This window comes from Devosia ureilytica (assembly GCF_024273195.1).
Lineage (GTDB): Bacteria > Pseudomonadota > Alphaproteobacteria > Rhizobiales > Devosiaceae > Devosia > Devosia ureilytica.
The window spans coordinates 15,708-34,334 of sequence record NZ_JAMZCU010000001.1 but is presented as its reverse complement, the minus strand read 5'-3'; the positions used below and the strand labels follow the sequence as shown (position 1 = coordinate 34,334).

The following is an 18,627-nucleotide window of genomic DNA, read 5'->3' as shown; positions in this document are numbered from 1 at the left end:
CTCGCCTGGAAGCGCCGCTAGTTGGCCTGTCAACATGTTTTGGCAGTTGTGCGCAACGCACACTTGGTGATAAACGGCACCCCGACGCCGGTATAGCTCAGTTGGTAGAGCACCTGATTTGTAATCAGGGGGTCGCGGGTTCGAACCCTGCTGCCGGCACCACGAACCTCCCAATACTCCAATTCTTCACGATGGTTCGCAACCTGCCTTGCGGATTATGGCGAATTACACCTGCGACGCCGCAAACACCGATTTTGCCGTCCGTTCCCAATAAGTAGCCGCAAGAAAAGTACTTCAACCGAGCATCTTGACCGAAACATCAGTCGATCAGTACATTTCCGTATAAAATAGAAGATCAAAACTCCAGCAAGCCCCAAGCTGTGACTTCGTCTGCACAAGCGTCCTGACGTGATATTTCTATATGCCAAGACATCTGCAATCAAAGATGGATGGCACATAAGAACCTTCACATCGCAAGCAGCACACAGACGCCACACTGCGTTCAGTGTCACGGGGTAAGTAATGGCCAGAATTCTGATCATCGGGAAATACTACTACCCGTTCTGCGGTGGTATCGAGGAAAATACGAGACAAATTGCTGAGTACGTCGCCCGGTTTCACGACGTTACTGTCCTGGCGTTCAACCATGAACAGGGGCACTCTGAGAGGAAAATAGGCGGCGTAACAGTCCGTCGACGTCACGCCCATTTCCACTACAAGGGCCAGCCGATCAGCATGAACCTATTCTCTGGGATAGATCTGAACGCATACGATCTCATCCAGGTGCACTCTCCAAATCCGTTTGCGACCACGCTACTGCTGTTCCTGCGGCTGTTCGCCCGCAAGGCACCGATCATCGTGACCCATCACATGGACATAATTGGGCGCCGTCTGGCGCGCGCCGTAAGTCTGCCGTTCATCCGCCACTTGATCAGGGCGGCCAGGGTGACAATCGTCTCGTCACAAAAGAACCTCCACAGCTCCAACGATCTTCCGGCTGATGCAGCCTATGAAATAGTCCCCTTGGCCGTGGCGGAAGAGAACTATGAGGTCTCGCCCGCACTACGCGAAGAGGTTTTGGTGTGGCGGCAGTCACTGTGTGGCGATGCCCCTCTGGTTGGCTTCGTCGGCCGTCATGTCCGCTACAAAGGTCTCACTGTGCTGATGAAAGCGCTGGCAGAACTGCCTGGCGTTCACGCCCTTATTGGCGGCGACGGTCCATGTCGCCAATCAACAGAGAGCCTGGCACGGCAGCTGGGCATCTCGGATCGGGTTCATTTCCTGGGCCATGTCGATCATCGGGAAAAAATCCGGCTCCTGGCGGCGCTGGACGTTTTTGTATTCCCGTCGACCGAAATCACCGAAGCCTTCGGAATTTCGCAGATGGAAGCCATGCTTTGCGGTGCCCCGGTCGTGGCCAGCAACCTCCCAACTGGTGTGACCGATGTGGCAATCGACGGGCACACGGCTCTATTGGCACCACCAAATGATTCGATCTCGTTGGCCGAAAAAATCCGGAAACTCATTGAGGACCGATCATTGGCCGCGAGGTTAGCGGAGGCCGGGCGGATGCATGTTCTCAGCAACATGGGTTACGTTGCGACCTCAGGCAAAGCGCTGGCGATCTTTGAGGCAGCGATGCAGTCCGCCACGGCCAGACCGGACGCGACCCAATCGTGACGTCGGCGCTCATCGTGAGCCATAGCGGCGAGAGTGGCGGCGCAGAACTCTTCCTCGTTGACCTGATTTCCGCCGGCCCAAGGGATTGGCAGGCCGGTTTTCTGAGTGGCGGTGCAGCGGTGGAGGCGTTGTCCCGACGTGGCCGGCCGCCCATCGTGCTGGAGGCTGGCAGCAGGATGCTTTCCGTACGCCGCGGCGCGTCGCTCGGGGGACTGATAGCCGCAACTGGTGATGTGATGGTGGCCGCGTGGCGGCTGAGCAAGCACGCGCGAGGATTTGACGTGCTCTGCGCGAACTCTCAAAAAGCCCTCTTTGTGTGCGCCCTCGCCGCAATATTGGCGCGTCGCCCCCTGATCTGGCTTCTGCACGACATCATAACCGACGCGGCATTCAGTTCGATCAATAGACGAGCAGCTCTGATCTTCGCGCGACTGTTCGCCCGACGCATTGCCGTAAACTCGCAGGAAACCCGCAAAGCGCTGGTCGCTGCCGGCGGACAAAAGGAAAAGGTTCGCCTGATCTATAATGGCTTCGATGTTTCATCGCCCCCAGATCTGAGCCCGATCGAGATTGGCGCCCGGCTTGAAGCGTTGGGGCTCGATCCCTCAAGGCCGGTGATTGGCGTCTTCGCAAGGCTATGTGAGTGGAAGGGCCAGCACGTGCTCCTTCATGCACTTGAGGAGCTGCCGCGCGTCCAGGCCATTGTCGTCGGTGCCCCGCTGTTTGGAGAGGAGCGCTACGAGGCCAATATCCACGCCATTGCGGAGCAACTTGGACTGCAGGAACGCGTCCGATTTCTTGGATTCCGCGACGATGTGCCCGCACTAATGTCCATGTGTGACATCGTCGTCCATACATCTATCGCAGCGGAACCATTTGGCCGCGTTGTGGTCGAGGGCATGCTGGCCGGGCGGCCCGTGGTTGCGACCGCGAGTGGCGGCGTGACCGAGATTATCCGTGACGGAGAGACCGGGCTGCTCGTGCCGCCTGGCGATGCCCCTGCCCTTGCCGCAGCGATCACCCGCCTGATGAATGACCCAGATATGGCTCAGCGCCTGCAAGCTGCGGGGCGGGCCGACACAGCCGCACGCTTCTCCCAAGGGGCAACCCAAGAGGCTTTTGCAGCGCTCCTGGCCGAACTGGTTTGAGTTTCTGAGTTGGATCATGCGCATTCTCATCAACATGCCGAGTCAATTTGGGGGCCATCAATCGGGCGTTGCCCGGGTTGCCTTTAGCCTCCTGGCGCGCCTCCTTGAACAGACGCCGCACCACTACATTTTGCGTTCGCCCTGGACACAGTCGCAACTTCCCGAGAGCCTGCGGAACATCCGCCTCGACGTGATGGAAACGCCACGCCCGCGCTTCGTATTCCTCGATGTGCTCTGGCAAGCAGTGATGATGCCGCTTCTGTGCCGGAGGCTCGGCATCGACACCGTCCTCAACATGGACCCCTTTGGCAGTCCAACGGGCGGAAGCAGGCGCCTTGCAATTGTTCACGACCTCTATTTCAAGACAATTCCGCACCAGATCGGCCGGCGCGCCGCGCTCACCAGTGACTTTATCTTTCGCCTGATGATTGGCGGATCTAACAAGCTGATCTGCGTCTCTGAAGCCACCCGAAACGATCTTTGCCGGTTCTATCCATCGGCCAAGGCGAAAAGCCTGACCATTCACTCGGACAGCACTTTGTCTGCCATCGCCGTCGATCTCGCCGAAGCGCCTCTGGTGGAGGGCCCATATGTCCTCGCCGTGGGAAATGCGACGCCCAACAAGAATTTTGCAACGCTGGCACGAGCGTTTGCCGAGATAGCTCCCACACAGCCGGCGCTGAGGATCGTGCATGTCGGCAAGGACGAAGCCGAAGTCATGCTCAACGTCTTGCCAGAAGCCCTCCGCGGCAAGGTCATCCGCATGTCGGACATCAGTGACCAACAGATCGCGACACTATACAGGCATGCTGCCTGCCTTTGCATACCTTCGATCTATGAGGGTTTCTGCCTGCCGGTGCTCGAGGCGCAGGAGTTCGGTTGTCCGGTCCTCTGTGCGGATATCTCCGCGACGCCCGAAATTGCCGGGGATGGCGCCTTGAGGTTCAACCCTACGGACATTGGCTCATTGGCTTCTGCATTGCACCGCCTGTTTGACGAAGCTGGGCTCGCTGACGATCTCACTCAAAAGGGCTATAAAAACCGCAAGAAGTTCTCCTGGGGCAAGGCCGCAACTGCATATGCAGCTTTGCTCCATCAAGAATAGCAAGTGCTACGATGATGGCCGAGGCACCGTCTAAACGCTGCGCTCTGCCAACACTCTCTCTAGCTGTATAATTTGATCTTGGTTCCATCGCGCCGCGGCAAGGTGGCCGGCCCGTCCAAGCCGGCGCCGGTCGAATTGGCTTGCGGACAGTTCGAGAACGGCATTGGCGAAGCCGGCATCATCGTCATCCTCCAGCACCCAGACCCCCTGCCGATAGGCCTCAGGCAGGCCGCGTGCACCAGTTTGGGTGCTGATTGCAGGGGCGCCCGCGGCCATTGCCTCCAGCAGCTTAATCGCGAGTCCAGTCCCCACTAGCATTGGATTGATGGCTATTGGAGCCTGCCTGAGGACGTCGAGAATACTGTTGAACGGGCCCAGTTTTCTGAGCCCCAAGTGATCCTCCACATGGTCGCAAATGCCACCGGCCAGAGCCAGCCGGAAGCTCGGGGACTGCTCGCGGACCAGGGGGTATATGCGCGTGAGGAAATGATTGACCGCATCAACATTGGCGTCGTTTCCCGAGCCCAAAAACACCACCTCTGGCGAAGCGTATCCTTCCATCGCGTGCATATCGACCAGATGCCCGACAGTAACGACCTCTGGCTGCCCCTGGCCCAAACTTTGAGCAAAACTTCGGGCCTCTTCCTCCTGGATAGCCAGGACAACGTCCGCCCGCCTAAAGCCGATAACCTGCTGAGCGTTCGGAATCGAGTACCAGTAACCCAACGGGTTGACCGCATTCTTGAAGGCCTTGTGCCTGTCGACGAATGTGTCATGAGCATCGAGTATTTTCATCACTTTGTCTGGAAAAGCAGTGAAGCACTTGGAATGCAGTACGTATTCGACGATTACTGCGTCGAACCGATGCCGATCCTGTAGTGTGCGCAATTCGCCCGGCCACTCGGGGCAGTAGAACTCATCAAGGTGATTGTAGTTGCCGGCGTCGGCGCCGAGCATTCTCTGGACTTTTCGTTTCAACCGAAACGCTGCCGGTACATATCCCCGATCAACCTTGCCCTTCAGTGACAGAAAGTGGTCGCGTCCGAATGCCTGCTCATGGGAAGCGTAATCAATTTCCGCGCGTGACCAAGTCGGCAGATAGACAAACCAAATTTCGTGCCCGAGGGATTTAACGGCGCGCGCAAGGTTGAGTATTCGGCTACGCGCACCCTCATTGGTTGGAAACACCGGGAATGAGGAGAGTATGGCGATCTTCACGACACGCCCCCCGCATCACGGAACCCAATGTCGCTACGCTGTCTCATGAACACCGAGATCAAAATTGCCTGACGCCAATCGCATGACCTCCGCCTTGTGAGCCGCAACCAACTGCCGGAGCATGGGCAACTTATCGACGAAATGGACCACTGCTGTTTCCAGCGCCTCATCGTCATCAAATACCGACGGAGACAGCAGCAGATCGCCTGGTAGACCAAAGTGCCGGATCAGGCCCCCAAACTTGTCCTGATACGTGAGACAAAGCGTCGGCACCGACATGCCGAGCGCCGCAATCGCGAGATGCATCCGGCCGGTGATCATGCCATCCACCTGCCCTGCCAAAGCCTTGATATCAGCAGCGCGGTGCTTTCCCTCCAAATAATAGACATGCACGCCGGCATCGTGGCTGAGGCTTTCATGGATTGGGCGCAGACACGCTGCATCTCCCAGCGCATTGCGATAGTCATGCGGCAGTAGCAGGAAGGCCACGTCTCGACCGCGTGATGCGCCCTGAATGGCTTCAACACAGCGCCGGATGATCTGGTCCATCTGTTCGACGGACGCGTCTTTGATCAGCATCGGATGCACGTTAAAACCAATGATGACGCGACCCTGCGCGCGCTGCTTGTCTATCCAGGCTTTCACCTGGACATCGACAAGTCCCGGGCGGAGCATGAACGCGGCATCAGCGACGAGATTTGCCTTGGCCGAAGTGAACTGCTGGAAACGCTGCAGTGAAATCTCGTCCCGCAAATTGAACCGCACCTCTGGACTTACACGGTTGTAAAATGCCGCAAGCTCCGGGACGGGATACTCGTTAAAACTGAACCCCAGAAAACTCGTTCGGACGCCGCATCGAGCCGCAACATCGGCCGTTACGAGCATGTCGGCAACGCCCGCAGGATCGTAGTATCCGTCCATAATGTCGGCCCCCAGCAGGATCAGTTCATCTGCCCGGGTCTCACTCAATATTCTCTGCAGGCTGCCGACGAAGGAGTCACGCTCGGGGATAATCACCGGATGGAAACCGCAGCTTTTCACGACTCCTTCCGCCAGCCCCGGTCGGCAGAACATGCTCGTTGATACCGATGCTGAGCGCTCGGCGAAGTGCTGGACCGCCGCGCTGATCATGGCATCGTCACCCAGTGCTCCGGAAATCGTCCACGGATCGCTGGGAAATATGAGCAGATATTGCGAGGGTGTTGAAGGCTCGCGACGGACACAGGCCTTTCGAGCGCTGGTCCACTCTTTGAGAAATTGCTTCCGACGGGCGGACGCGCGGGCGGAGCGCGCAAATTCGGTCAGGGCGGCTGGCAATATCGCTTTCAATAGGCGCTTCAAACCGCGATTCCTTCAGGGATTGCGTGAGGAGACAAGCAGAACATCGACTGCGGAAATCAGCCGCGCGCGATCCATAATCGCCAGACAAGTCAGCCAAATTAAAGTGTAGATTGCGCCAATAAAAATACCTTTCCAGAAATCATGCAGACCTAATGGATCAAAGTATGGTCGCGCAAGAGACACTAGAGTAAAACAAACAATTCCATTGATGATTGCTGGTCCCAAAACTCGCAGAATACGTGAAAATTTAAGGCCAAGTTCTCGGAAAACGAGATAAAAGGAGACAGGCGCAGCGATCAATTGGCCGATGACAAAGAGCGTGACCATGTCAGAGACGTTCTCTGACGGCACCAGCAGCAGCAATATCAGCGGCGATACCGACTTCGCCAACACAGCAAGCAGCGTGATATCAGGCCTGCCGCGCGCCGAAAGAAAAGCACCATTCATGTATTGAACGCATTGTACCGAACCGAGCAGTAATAACGGTGCTGCAACATTGTTTACTCCCTCCCAGCGTTCGCCAAAAAGAACACTACAAATCTCCGGCGCGATGGATGCGATCAGGATGAAAACCGGCGAGATGTAGGTCGCAGCGGAGGAAACTGTCTTAAGATAGACTTCAGCGATCCGGCTGCGGTCCGTCGCAATCGATGACAGGACAGTCAGCGAGACATCGTATAGTGCACCCTGCACCATTTGCATCATTGTTACGTAGAACCGAGATCCAACGGCGTAGATTCCGTACACTGTAAGTCCAAGCTGGCTAATGATCATCAGATCGACAAATCTATTGCCGATGAAATCCAGCAGTCTTTGACCAAGGATCGAAGATCCAAACCGGAACATTTGAAAAAATGCCGGTAAATCTATAGACGTTCCCGGTATCCATTGTGGTTTTCGCCAGAGCCAGATGAAGCTGATGGCGGCGACGACATAGGCCTGAACGACAAAACTCCAGACCCCAAATCCGTTTGCCGCGCAGGCGACAGCCAGGAGGCCACCCAGGATATGCGTGATGAACGTCCGTATGGCGAGAAAACGGAACCTCATATTGCGCTTGTAAACCGCCTCCTGAAACACCGTCGGCACGGTGATCAGCATGGTTGCCGAAATGACGACGATGTAGAGGGAAAAGCCGGGCACTCCGAGCCAGGCACTGATCTGCCCTGACATGAGAACGACAATGGCAAAGAGCACCAGAATGGCGCTGATCGACACATAGAACGGAAGATTGAGGTCGGCCGCCTGCAAGCGCCGCCGCTGCATGATGGCATCGCCGAACCCCAACTCGGCAAACATCGGGACCAGTAGCAAAATGAGCAGTGCGCTCGAGGCGATGCCAAATTCCTCGGGGCTCAAGAGCCGTGCGAGGAATACGGACAGCAAAAACGTCGCAATCTTGCCGCCCCAGCTCTGGACAATCGACCAGAACACACCGTGCCGCACCAAGTTCAGCAGTCCGCCGCGGGAGGTGTCCGGGTCAGTGTGCATCAATGCGCCTGACTGCCCGAACGTTTGCGGTCAAGTACATCGTCATAGAGCCGAAGGTAATTCTCGCCCACGTGCCGAGAGCTGGACCGCTCAATAATACCGCCGAATTCAGCCTCCGTCGGCAGTTCCGCACGGGACTTTCCAAGCACGCCGCGAATGCGGTCCGCCAGTTGCGACGCACTTCCCGGCTTGAACAGCCACTCCTGGTCGCCGATCAGCTCGGGAATGCCACCCGAGGCGGCGCCGATCACCGGAACGCCCATCTGATAGGCCTCGTAGATCGCACGCGGAGAAGGTTCCGCCCAATATGAAGGGCAAATCAGCACGTCGATCTGCTCGAAAAAATTCTTGGGCGTTGCCCAGCCAATGAATTCAATCGGGAGATCGCCGGCCTGTGCCGTGAACCGCTCAACCGAGTCATCCATCGCCTTGCCCGCGATAAGGCACCGCCAGTTGCCGGGTCCAATCATTTTGAACGCGTCGATCATGGTGCCGACGCCCTTCTCAGTGTTGATCCGTCCGATGTAACCGAAGGTCATCGGGCGTCCGCTGCGATCCATTCTGCGGCGCTCAACCGGGTCGCCGCCCGGTACGGTCGACGAATAGAAAATCACGCGACGCAACTGTTCCGGGATGTGCTGAAAGAGCCCATGGGACACATGGATGCTGAGAATATCAGTCCCCACACTCGCCACCGCATCGACATACCGTTGCGTGAATTTTTTGGAAAAATTGACGAGCCGGCAGCCCAGATGAATGTGATCGCAAGGGGCGCCGTTTCTGAACATGGCGGCGTTGCCACACATGAGGTCGTAATCACAGAGCGTGTGGACGACCGGGATGCCGCGCCGATGCGCAGCGCGCCACACCAGCGTCGTCACATCAACAAGCGAATGCGAGTTGAGGATGTCGGGCCTGAACTCGTCCAGGACCTTCTCAAACTGCCGCTCGATTTCAAAATTCCACTGCTGCTTGAGCTTTTGCATGCGCCGCTGCTGCGCGTTGTGCTGCGGCCAATCCTCAAGCCAGAAATCATTGTGGTGATCCAACCGGTAGACGCTGACGCCGTTGCGCTCAACCCTGGGTTCCGCTTGGCGCTCAATGGAGGCCGAGCCCACGGTGTGCCCCATGGCAACCTGCTCCTCTGCGAGATGCTCCACCGAACGCTCGCATCCGCCCACGATGTGGGGTGGATAGAGGCTGCTTAAGTGAAGTATTCTCATCCGCGACAAGGCCCCATGTCACTTTAGTCGCCAACCGTTCCTGATTGATGCGGTCATTCGACAGAATTTCCTATTCCATCACAAATTATGTCATTGATGAATACGGTATTGGCCGAAAACTGAAAGACGGCGAAAGTACATAAAATGACCAAACGCAGGTCTACTGGTACTCGTGCATCGCAAGAGCCTGCCATCACGGACGCAGCAGATGGACTACCGGGCTTCATTCAGGCGATACGCCGCTATCCAGCTTCGATGCTGCGCTTTGACAGGACAATTCTCACGCTTCTCGTTTTTGGGGTCGGGTTCTTTGTTCAGTGTAATGTCCTGACCAGCTCCCTGGGCCTTCGATTTCTGCGGATCTCCGATCTGATTGTACTTATTGGCCTGCCGATTATCGGATTGGCCTATTTGCGGTTCGTTTCGGTCGGGATCCTCGTCATGCACGTCGTGCCAATGGCCCTGTTGTTCCTCGCGACCTACCTATTCGGGTTTGCGCGAGGTGAAGGTGAGTTCTACACGACCGGTTTCACCTACCTCTATGCCATGTTCTTCCTGTTCTTCGCCTATCTGCTCTTCAAGGAGGACAAGCTTGAAGTATTCTGTCGAGGCATACTGGCCGGATTTATAGCCACCAGCCTCTTCCTGCTTCTCGATGTGCTCGTGCCGCAGCGCTTGGCAACGTTCGGCCTGAGCATGCCGTTTGACGCAGAGGCGGCACTGGCCGCGGCTGCAAGGGGCGAGTTCGTCGCGCTTTTGCCGCGGATCGCCAAGCCCGGGGGCCTTTGGTCAGCCGGCAACGAGGCCGGGCCGGCCTTGGCACTGGCTGCCGCCGCGGCCGCCTTCCTGGCGGAGCGTCACAAGCGCTTCGCTGTTTTCGCCGCCTTCGCGGCACTCTATCTGCTGACCTTCACCCAAACGCTCAATCGTTCTGGTCTTGTGGCCGTGGCCGGGGTCGGTGCCTTGCTCTATATTCGCCTGATCTCCCGCAACCTGCTGCAACGGTCCATCGCCCTGCTGCTGACCGGAATTCTGGCGCTTGCGCTGCTGGTGCCCTATGGCCTTTTCGAGGGGCTTGAATTCGTGCTGGGGCCACGGTTCAGCGCGGATGCCAACTTCAGCGACAATCTTCATGATCGTTGGGTGAGCCTTGTCGGCGGCCTGGACTTGGCACTGAACTATCCAGCCGGGATCGGCTTCACCGAGAGATATTTTCAGCTCAGCAGTATCACCGGGGGCATATCCACGCCGCACAATGGCTTTCTATCCAGCGCCTACAGTGCGGGCCTCGGCTATGCTCTTGTCGCTCTTTGGTCAGTCGCCTACGTTTTGACCCGATCCCGCAAGTCCAGCTTTTTTATGTACACGGCGCTGGTAGTCCTGCTGGCCTATCTCTTCGAGGAACTCTCCTTCAACCCTGCGTTCATGGCCTCCGTCAGCCTGCTCATTGCCTACGCTGTGATCGATCTGGAATTCCGGGTGTCCCGCGGGAAAATATTCCGCCGGACCGCATACTCCAGCGTGGCCCTGGACCAGGGCCAGCCCTCACGCTGACGTCCGGCCGACCAAGTTATCCACGTCTGGTCAAGCCCGCGTACCTTGCTGGTAGCAACCAGAGGACACGCCATGAGCGACCAATTCGACACCTTTCAGAACGGCCTGACCGCACCGGCCACCCGGGCAACAGCCATCACGCCTCACGACGCCAACGACCTGGCCTTTGTGACCCGAGCAATCTACGTCGGTGGCGCGGGCGATCTGTCCGTCATCATGCGGGCTGGGGACACTGTAACGTTCTCCGATGTTCCGGCGGGAACACTGCTCCCCATCCGAGTTTCGCGCGTGTTGGCGGCGACATCGGCGACCGATGTGGTGGGGCTTGCCTGATGAGCGCCATCCATCTCGGAATTGGGTGCGGCGCACACCGCAAGGCGGGTAGAGCCGTGCTGCCCGTCGTGACGGGGCTCGAGGCCTATTGGGATTGGACAGGTGGCGATCCACTCCAGTCGAAGTTTGGAAATCACCTGCTCCAACAAGGGGCCGGCTCGTCGGTCTCGATTGTCGATGTGGAGGATGGTCCGGTAGCCAGGGCCATTGTGCTGGACGGCGCGACGGATTTTCTGGTGGTTCCTGCTGCCTCTGTCGGTCGATTGAACCTTGGCGGCACCGGCTACAGTGCCTGCACGGTCTTTGCCTGGGTTGAGCGCGATGACAGCGACGCCGGCTTTGTTGCTGGCTGCTGGCAGGAGGATGCAGGCGATCCCCGCCGCCAATACGGGCTCTTCACCGACCTGGCGGAATACGGCGGCGACGAACAGGTCTGCGGTCACGTTTCACAGACCGGAGATGTGACCCCCGGCTATCCCTTCAGCCGCGACTATTCGGCCAATACGCGCGCCATCGATAACAGCCGGTGGCAATTCGTGGCCTTCACCTATGATGGAGCGCTGGTTCGTTCCTATCTGGGCCCGGTCTTTGACGCGCGCCCGAGCTACACGGACGGGCTCGCCAACACCTATAGCAAGAACCCGTATTCCTTTGCGTCCGGCCTCAACGCTGCCGCCTGCGACTTCACCGTCGGTGCAGTCAAACTGACGGGCGGCATGGACAATTTCTTTTCCGGCAAGATCGGCGCCCTGGGCATTTACCACCGCGCCCTCTCGCTTGCTGAGCTGACGTCGCTGTTCCGCTTCTTCAAGCCCGATGCCGATCCCGTCTACGAGTGGAGCTTTGATGTCAGCGGCAATTCGCGCGTCAACGGCTGGCACTCTGCCACCGTTGACCTGGTCCTGACCGACGACATCAGCACCAATCACTTTGGCGTGGCGTCGGTAGGCGCCCACACCTACATGAGCCGCGGCAGCGCGGGTGAATTGGGACCGCTGGTCGGGTGGTCGGGAGACCTTGATGGTGTCTCGCTGGATGATATTTCGACCATTCAGTTCCTGCTGAACTCGGGCGTCACGGACTCGCTGCTGCGTCTCGTCATCAAGAGCGAAGGCCTGTGGTACGCCTCCGATCAGACCTTTGACCTGGCGGTCGCTGGCATCGGCGGCTCGGATTGGTCCAACGCCGTCGAGCAGGTCTTCGCCTTCGGGCGCGAGGCGAACAAATGGCGCGACCTGACTTTCACGCCGGGCGCAGCCCTTTCCCTCTCGGGGTCAGCACGCGTGACACCCTTGCCGGCCGGAACCCTGCAGGCCGTAGGCTTCTACTCCCCCGAGCGGCCATCTGCTGCGGTTCGGATAGACAATCTCAAGGTCTTCGCCTAGCCATCTAAGCATAGAGCCAGATGCGGCCCTCCCTTGAGCGCCGCATCTGCTTGTGGGTCTTCACTCGCGACAGGTCATGGCAATGCTCAAGTTCGGTCGCCACGCTCCACCCCATCCGCAACGACAGATCATTGTCGAAGTGGATAGGCCCAGCTTTGTCTATGCCATCGGGGACATCCATGGCTGCCTTCATCAATTGCTGGCACTCGAACAGGTCATCGCCGCCGATATTGCCGAACACGGACAGTCCGCCTTGGTGGTGTGCCTCGGCGACATGATCGACCGTGGCCCGCATTCGGCCCATGTCCTTGAACACCTGTCGACGTCGGCCCCATTCGAGCGCCTGCTGCTGACCGGAAACCACGAGGAAATGTTCCTCGATTTCCTGGAGGCGCCGCACCGGCAACACCCGTGGCTTCGCAATGGCGGCTGGGAAACCCTTCGATCCTATGGGCTGGACGAGGACAATCTGTTTGAAGCGGGACCACAGGTGGCCAGCCAGCGACTGGTCGCCGGCATCGGCCAAGACCACCTGGCCATGCTGCGAAACCTGCCGGTCTGCTACGCACTGCCGGGACTGACGCTGGTTCACGCAGGACTGGTCGAAGGCCTGCCCCTCAACCAGCAAAGCGCCAGAGACATGGTCTGGCTGCGCATGCCAGAGCCTGCCTATGGCGGTCCGCAGCCTTTCGGCCTCGTCGTCCATGGCCACACACCCGCCTCGCAACCAATCGTGGAGCCCTTCCGCATCTGCGTCGATACCGGCGCCTTTGCGACAGGGCTGCTCACCGCGGCCCGGATAGATCGACTTGGCGCCGTCACCCTCTTTTCTTCAAGAGACTAAAAAGGCGCAGAAGACATCTGAACTTTGCTTGCCGGAACGTGAATTGCCGCTCAATATCTTGTCCGCAGCCGTCACTTCCAGGAACTTCACATGGACGCCGAGATCGATCTTCGCACGATTTTCAGCTTCATCCGGCGTCAGGCGCGCCTGATTCTTGCGGTATTCCTTGCGGTCATTGGCCTCGCCTCCATCTATATCTTCACGCTGACGCCAATCTACACCGCAACCACACTGGTGATGTTTGATCCGCAGGACGGAGACCTGCTGCATGATCGAACTCAAAATGGCTTGGGTTCCCTGGCCGATCCGCGCGTGGAGGGCGAAGTGCTGCTCGCCCGATCTGACAATGTCCTGCTCAGCGTCATCGAACGCGAAAACCTGCTGGACGATCCAGAACTCCACCCGCAATTGGGTTTCAGCGCGCGCGTTCTGTCATTGCTTGGTCTGCAAAAGCCGGCCTTGCCGTCCGCGGAACAAGCCTTGCAGCAGGCTCTGAGTGCCCTTGGCCATATGGTGAAGGTGCAGCGGCAGCGCTCGACCTATCTGATCAACATTTCGGCCAGCTCGGTCAGTCCCGACAATGCCGAACGCATATCCAACGCGCTGGCCAGGGCCTATATCGACACCCAGCTCTCGGCCAAGGTTCAGAGCATCAGTGACGCGCGCGACGTGCTCGTCGAGCAATTGGGTGCCGCCCGGCAGGGTGTGATCGCGTCCGAAGGTTCCTTTGATCGCTATATCGAGGCCAATCTGGGATCGATCATCGAGCAGACCAGTAGCCCCGAGCTCAGCACTCTTCAGGTCCAGATGCGCCAGTTGGGCACCTTGCGACAGGCCCATGCCGCCGAAGTCGCGACGCTGCAAAGCCTGCTCGCCGGTCAGGATTATTCCGCCTTGGCATCCCGGCTTGCCGACCAGGACTTGGCGGAGCTTGAAGAAGAGCGCCAGGGGCTCCTCGCGCGGTTGCAGGATGAAGCCGCAATCGCCTCCGATATCGACCTTCGCCAGGACCTGGCTGGCGTTGAAGCGCGATTGGTCGAACGAGCCAATCTCGGCATTTCCAGCATTCAGGCTGAATTGCAGCAGACGCAGGTGGCCGAGAACAGTCTGCGCCAAAACCTGCGTACGGCGATAGTGTCGAGCGGCCTGCCGCCGAAAACCCTCACCGAACTCTATGATCTGCAGCAGCAGACCGAGCTGTCACGCCAGCAATATGACCAATTGCTGCTGCGCTCGCAGCAGTTGCAGGCGCAGGCGACGCTGCAACTGCCGGACAGCCGGGTCGTCTCCCCTGCGCTGCGCCCAAGCGAACCGAGCGCCCCCAATTCCAGGCTTATGCTTATGACAGCGGCACTCGCCGGTATCGCGCTTGGCGTTGCTCTGGCCTTTCTCTACGAGTTTTTCATCGGCGGCGTGACGTCCGACGAACAACTGGCCGCCCTGGCGCGCGCGCGTTCCGCAGTGGTTGTGCCACGCGCCAAGGTGCAGCCCAATCAGTTGAGCGTCGCTGATCTGGTCGTGGACGCGCCATTGTCCGCCTTCGCTGAAGCCGTGCGCCGCATTCGCACCGATATTGACCGGGGCCTCAGGCTGCAAAAAGAGCGCCCCAGCGATCTCGCACCCGTCATCATGGTGGCCTCGACCGTGCCGGGCGAAGGCAAGACCACGCTGTCGCTCTCAATCGCCCGTTCCTACGCGCTGGCCGGCCAGAGCACCCTGCTGATAGACTGCGATCTACGCCGCCCTTCGCTTCACCGCGAACTGGGCGCCCAGCCGTCGGACAACCTGGTGAGCCTGCTGCAATCACGCGGGCCCAACGAGGTTCTCGACGACGCCATTCTCAAGGATGATCTGTCCGATCTCTACACTTTGGTGGGGTCGACAGGGAGCCGATCAGCAACCGACCAACTCATAACCAGCCCGAATTTTGGTCGCCTGCTGTCGGCGTCACGCCGAACCTTTGACGTTATCATCCTCGATACGCCACCGCTCAGCCCGGTGGTGGACGGCATCTACCTGGCCAAATTGGCCGACGCGGTGGTCATGGTCGTTCAATGGGCCTCTACGGCACAGCAGGAGGTGCGCAAGTCGCTCCTGTCCATTGAGGGCGAAAACGAGCGGGAGCAGGTCATCGTGCCCGTGCTCAACCAGCAGGAAGTCACCAGCAGCCCATACCATCGCCGCTACGCGTCCTATTATCAGGAAAAGACCGTGTGATTGGTCAACATGGGGTCCGCACGGTCGGATTGATCCGGCCTAACTCACCTTGAGAACTCACTCACCCGTACCGGTGACAATTTCGCGCCAAAGCGTCAGGACCAAAATCCGGCAATCGAGCCAGAGGCTCCAGTTCTGGATGTAGGCGAGGTCGTGATCGACGCGCGCGGTGGCGGCCCGGCCGTTCCTGATGCAGCCGCGCAGCCCGTTTGCCTGCGCCCAACCCGTGATACCGGGCAGTACGGCGTATCGCAGGCGATAGTATGGAACGATCTCATCAAAAGGCCGGCCAAGTGCCAGCATGCCCGGCACATGCGGTCTGGGACCAACCAACGACATCTCGCCGCGCAGAACATTGAGCAGTTGCGGAAGCTCATCAATGCTCGTTCTGCGCAGGAACCGGCCGAAGGCCGTCACGCGGCGATCTCCCGGGAGCGTATGGGAAAGCCCGGAGGGATCACAAATCTGGCTTTCCATGGTCCTGAATTTCAGTATCCCAAACAGCTTCCCCCCAAGACCTTCGCGCTGCTGAACAAAAAACACCGGGCCGGGGCTGCTGAACTTTATGAGTGCAGCAACGACCAAGAGAAGCGGGAGCAGAAGGGCCAGCGCACCGAAAGAGCCGGCCACATCGAAAACGCGCTTAACGGCAATGGCGCGCCGATGGCCATGAAACGCTCCAATTGAAGCTGGGCGCCCTTCTCCCCAGTAAAGCGAGAGCCCGCTGTGCCAGCTAACTGAACTCCAACCTGGCTCGGCGCAATCCGTGGCCCGACCTGTAGAGTTCGGAAAGCCAGCGGAGCCAATCTGACTTTCCCCGCCGCCAAAGTCGAGCAGTTCACTCATGCCATGCCCGCCCCAGGAACAGCAGTAATTGTTACCTATAATAATTTACCAAATCCAGGAGGATGGCAATACATCTGCGCACCAAGTTATTTTTGAATTGTACAGCAACGCGCTCCACAAACCGGCTCCTGAACTTGCATCCGAATTAAACTGATACGGCAGCGGCGCATCAATCACGTTGCAAACCAAACCCTGCTGGCGAAGTGTCCCCCCACCGTGATAGGCAAGCGGCCGACCAGTCATCTGCAAGGACCCTGTCGCATGGGCAAAATCTGCGTCGTAACAAACGAGACCCAGGCCGCAGAGGCCGCGGCGGTGCGATTGCGCGCCCGCTATGGCGACTCGAGTTTGGAGGACGCAGATTTCGTAGTGGCCCTGGGTGGCGACGGGTTGATGCTGCAGACCCTCCACAGGGTCATGGGAACCGAAACGCCTGTGTACGGCATGAATTTCGGCTCGGTCGGCTTCATGATGAACACCTATAGCGAAGATGGTCTGCTTGATCGGCTTGAGGCCAGTCAGCGCACCCGCATCTACCCCCTCGCCATGGAAGTCCTGGACGCTTCCGGCCACGAGAGGACGGCCCTCGCGATCAACGAAGTGTCGCTGTTCCGCTCAACCTACCAGGCGGCCAAGCTGCAAATCTTGGTCGATGACGAGGTCAGACTGGACGAATTGATTTGCGACGGCGCGCTTCTGGCCACGCCAGCAGGCTCTACGGCGTACAACCTGTCGGCTCATGGGCCCATATTGCCCATCGAGGCCCCGCTTCTGGCCCTCACGCCTATTTCGCCGTTCCGGCCGCGGCGTTGGCGCGGAGCGATCCTTTCCAATCGTGCCGCAGTCAAGTTTATTACCCGCGAGGCCAACAAGCGGCCAGTGAGCGCGGTTGCCGACAATGTCGAGTTCCACAACGTGCTCGAAGTCACCGTCCGCGAGGACCGCTCGCACGGCGTAACCCTATTGTTCGATCCGGGCACCAGCCTCGAAGAACGCGTGCTGAGCGAACAGTTCCGCTTTTAAGCCGCGGGCAATTGCAGTGGCATCGCCACCTGAGGCGCGGGCAATGCAATGCCCGACTGGGTCGTTTTCGCAAACATTGCCACCACGCCGCGCGCTGCTTTGCGAGCAAGGGCGATGTTCTGGTCATTAAGGTAGCAGAAGACCTCTTCCAACTCGGGCGGAATGTCGCCGTCATATTCGCTGATCAGCTCCTCTGTCAGCGCCGTGATGACATAGTGGCGGGCGGCGGGGTCGTCAGCCAGGTCGACTGAACGGGCCAGCATGACCAGACGCACCAGCAAGCCACCAATCGCCGGAGAAAGTCCGCAGCGGCTAAAGAGGGCGGCAAGCGCAACGCGGCTGCCACCTTCAAGCAGCGTATAAACCTTGTCGCTGCCGGTATTGGCGAGACCGGCGATGCAGGCGGCAAAGAACATAACTTTGCCCGTGACCACAGAGTGCAGCAGCAACCGGGCGCTGACCTGATCGGCACCCATCAGGCTGTCGACGAATTGCGCCCTGCCCGCCACCGGTTCCGTCTCACCAATAATGGCCACCGCAGTGTCGGTGCCGTCCCGGAGCAATCGCCCAAGGCGATCAGCAGCCAGAGCCCCCTTGACCAGGCGGCAGCCGCCCAGGCTATCGGCAACGGCGCGCACAAGCTGCATCCGCGCCGTCCCTGGCAGATCCCGGCGCGCGAGCAAGGCGCCCCGGATCGTGGCGTCATCGCCATGGGTCCGGCTGAGCTGTTCCAGCATGGCAATTTCAAAGTCGACGTCCCTCCGTTTCAGGAGGCGCAGGATCAGCCCGCGTTCACCCTTGCCAAGCAACGCCGACACCAACCGCGGGCTTAGCGATTGGCGCTGCGCAATGGCGGTCAGGGCCGTGATGTCCCCACGGGCGACAATTGGATAGAGGTCGGCATAGACCAATACGGGCGAATATTGCAGCACCGCCCGGGCAATCACGGCACTGTCCTGCAACAGAGCCAGCATGACCGAGCGAGGAGCCTGCGGCGAATGCAGCAGGCCATAGGCCAGCGCTGCGCGCACCTTGACCGAACTGTCATCGAGAAAACCGATCAGCGCCGCATAAAGCGCCGCATGTTCATCGGCGGGGCCTTGATGATCGAGATAGGCCAGAGCGGCCAGATGGGCGGCGTAGCCCCGTTCGTCACTGTCACTGGACAGCGATAGCTCCGCAAACGCCTCATACCCAATCATAACGCACTCCGCACCGA

Annotated in this window: 15 protein-coding genes and 1 tRNA gene; 10 read left to right on the top strand and 6 right to left on the bottom strand. The window is 59.0% G+C overall.

From position 1 onward, the window contains the following. The first annotated feature begins 86 nt into the window (after nucleotides 1-86). The 4 genes from NIM87_RS00175 to NIM87_RS00160 all read left to right on the top strand — a co-directional run bounded on the left by NIM87_RS00175 (nucleotide 87) and on the right by NIM87_RS00160 (nucleotide 3,933). Nucleotides 87-162: transfer RNA gene (locus tag NIM87_RS00175), tRNA-Thr, on the top strand. 360 nt (nucleotides 163-522) lie between these two features. Next, a complete protein-coding gene (locus NIM87_RS00170) occupies nucleotides 523-1,680 on the top strand; it encodes a glycosyltransferase (protein WP_254672623.1) in 1,158 nt (385 codons plus the stop codon). Then, complete coding sequence (locus NIM87_RS00165; RefSeq protein ID WP_254672622.1) at nucleotides 1,677-2,828, top strand: glycosyltransferase family 4 protein; 1,152 nt, start codon at nucleotides 1,677-1,679, stop codon at nucleotides 2,826-2,828. Before NIM87_RS00170 ends, NIM87_RS00165 begins: the two co-directional genes overlap by 4 nt. A 16-nt stretch (nucleotides 2,829-2,844) precedes the next feature. Beyond that, nucleotides 2,845-3,933 (top strand): glycosyltransferase family 4 protein, encoded by a 1,089-nt coding sequence (locus tag NIM87_RS00160; RefSeq protein ID WP_254672621.1) that lies wholly within the window; start codon nucleotides 2,845-2,847, stop codon nucleotides 3,931-3,933. Nucleotides 3,934-3,963: 30 nt separating this feature from the next. Here NIM87_RS00160 and NIM87_RS00155 read toward each other — a convergent pair whose 3' ends face one another. Genes NIM87_RS00155 through NIM87_RS00140 form a run of 4 tightly spaced genes read right to left on the bottom strand, consistent with a single transcriptional unit; the run spans nucleotide 3,964 to nucleotide 9,206 of the window. After that, complete coding sequence (locus NIM87_RS00155; RefSeq protein ID WP_254672620.1) at nucleotides 3,964-5,151, bottom strand: glycosyltransferase family 4 protein; 1,188 nt, start codon at nucleotides 5,149-5,151, stop codon at nucleotides 3,964-3,966. A gap of 33 nt (nucleotides 5,152-5,184) precedes the next feature. Next, nucleotides 5,185-6,492 (bottom strand): polysaccharide pyruvyl transferase family protein, encoded by a 1,308-nt coding sequence (locus NIM87_RS00150; protein ID WP_254672619.1) that lies wholly within the window; start codon nucleotides 6,490-6,492, stop codon nucleotides 5,185-5,187. Nucleotides 6,493-6,504: 12 nt separating this feature from the next. Further along, a complete protein-coding gene (locus NIM87_RS00145; protein WP_254672618.1) occupies nucleotides 6,505-7,983 on the bottom strand; it encodes an oligosaccharide flippase family protein in 1,479 nt (492 codons plus the stop codon). Further along, complete coding sequence (locus tag NIM87_RS00140; protein WP_269467864.1) at nucleotides 7,983-9,206, bottom strand: glycosyltransferase family 4 protein; 1,224 nt, start codon at nucleotides 9,204-9,206, stop codon at nucleotides 7,983-7,985. The genes NIM87_RS00145 and NIM87_RS00140 overlap by 1 nt, the downstream gene beginning before the upstream one ends. Nucleotides 9,207-9,350: 144 nt before the next feature. On the opposite strand from NIM87_RS00140, the gene NIM87_RS00135 reads away from it, so the two are divergent. From NIM87_RS00135 to NIM87_RS00115, 5 genes are all read left to right on the top strand, one after another. Next, nucleotides 9,351-10,760, top strand: a complete 1,410-nt coding sequence (locus tag NIM87_RS00135) for an O-antigen ligase family protein (protein ID WP_254672616.1) — start codon at nucleotides 9,351-9,353, stop codon at nucleotides 10,758-10,760. Between the two features lie 72 nt (nucleotides 10,761-10,832). Next, nucleotides 10,833-11,093 (top strand): spike base protein, RCAP_Rcc01079 family, encoded by a 261-nt coding sequence (locus NIM87_RS00130; RefSeq protein WP_254672615.1) that lies wholly within the window; start codon nucleotides 10,833-10,835, stop codon nucleotides 11,091-11,093. Continuing rightward, a complete protein-coding gene (locus NIM87_RS00125; protein WP_254672614.1) occupies nucleotides 11,093-12,478 on the top strand; it encodes a LamG domain-containing protein in 1,386 nt (461 codons plus the stop codon). The genes NIM87_RS00130 and NIM87_RS00125 overlap by 1 nt, the downstream gene beginning before the upstream one ends. Nucleotides 12,479-12,554: 76 nt before the next feature. Next, entirely contained in the window at nucleotides 12,555-13,322 is a 768-nt protein-coding gene (locus NIM87_RS00120; RefSeq protein ID WP_254672613.1) for a metallophosphoesterase, read from the top strand. 90 nt (nucleotides 13,323-13,412) lie between these two features. Further along, a complete protein-coding gene (locus NIM87_RS00115; protein ID WP_254672612.1) occupies nucleotides 13,413-15,539 on the top strand; it encodes a GumC family protein in 2,127 nt (708 codons plus the stop codon). Nucleotides 15,540-15,596: 57 nt separating this feature from the next. Here the strand turns inward: NIM87_RS00115 and NIM87_RS00110 are convergent, their stop codons facing one another. Further along, nucleotides 15,597-16,385 carry a sugar transferase gene (locus NIM87_RS00110; RefSeq protein ID WP_254672611.1) on the bottom strand — a complete coding sequence of 263 codons (789 nt, stop codon included), beginning with the start codon at nucleotides 16,383-16,385 and terminating at the stop codon, nucleotides 15,597-15,599. A gap of 261 nt (nucleotides 16,386-16,646) precedes the next feature. On the opposite strand from NIM87_RS00110, the gene NIM87_RS00105 reads away from it, so the two are divergent. Next, on the top strand, nucleotides 16,647-17,408 hold the full coding sequence (locus NIM87_RS00105; RefSeq protein WP_254672610.1) for an NAD kinase: 762 nt from the start codon (nucleotides 16,647-16,649) through the stop codon (nucleotides 17,406-17,408). On the opposite strand, the gene NIM87_RS00100 is transcribed toward NIM87_RS00105, so the two are convergent. Next, on the bottom strand, nucleotides 17,405-18,610 hold the full coding sequence (locus tag NIM87_RS00100; protein ID WP_254672609.1) for a DUF2336 domain-containing protein: 1,206 nt from the start codon (nucleotides 18,608-18,610) through the stop codon (nucleotides 17,405-17,407). The two genes, NIM87_RS00105 and NIM87_RS00100, sit on opposite strands and share 4 nt — an antisense overlap. Nucleotides 18,611-18,627: the final 17 nt, after the last annotated feature.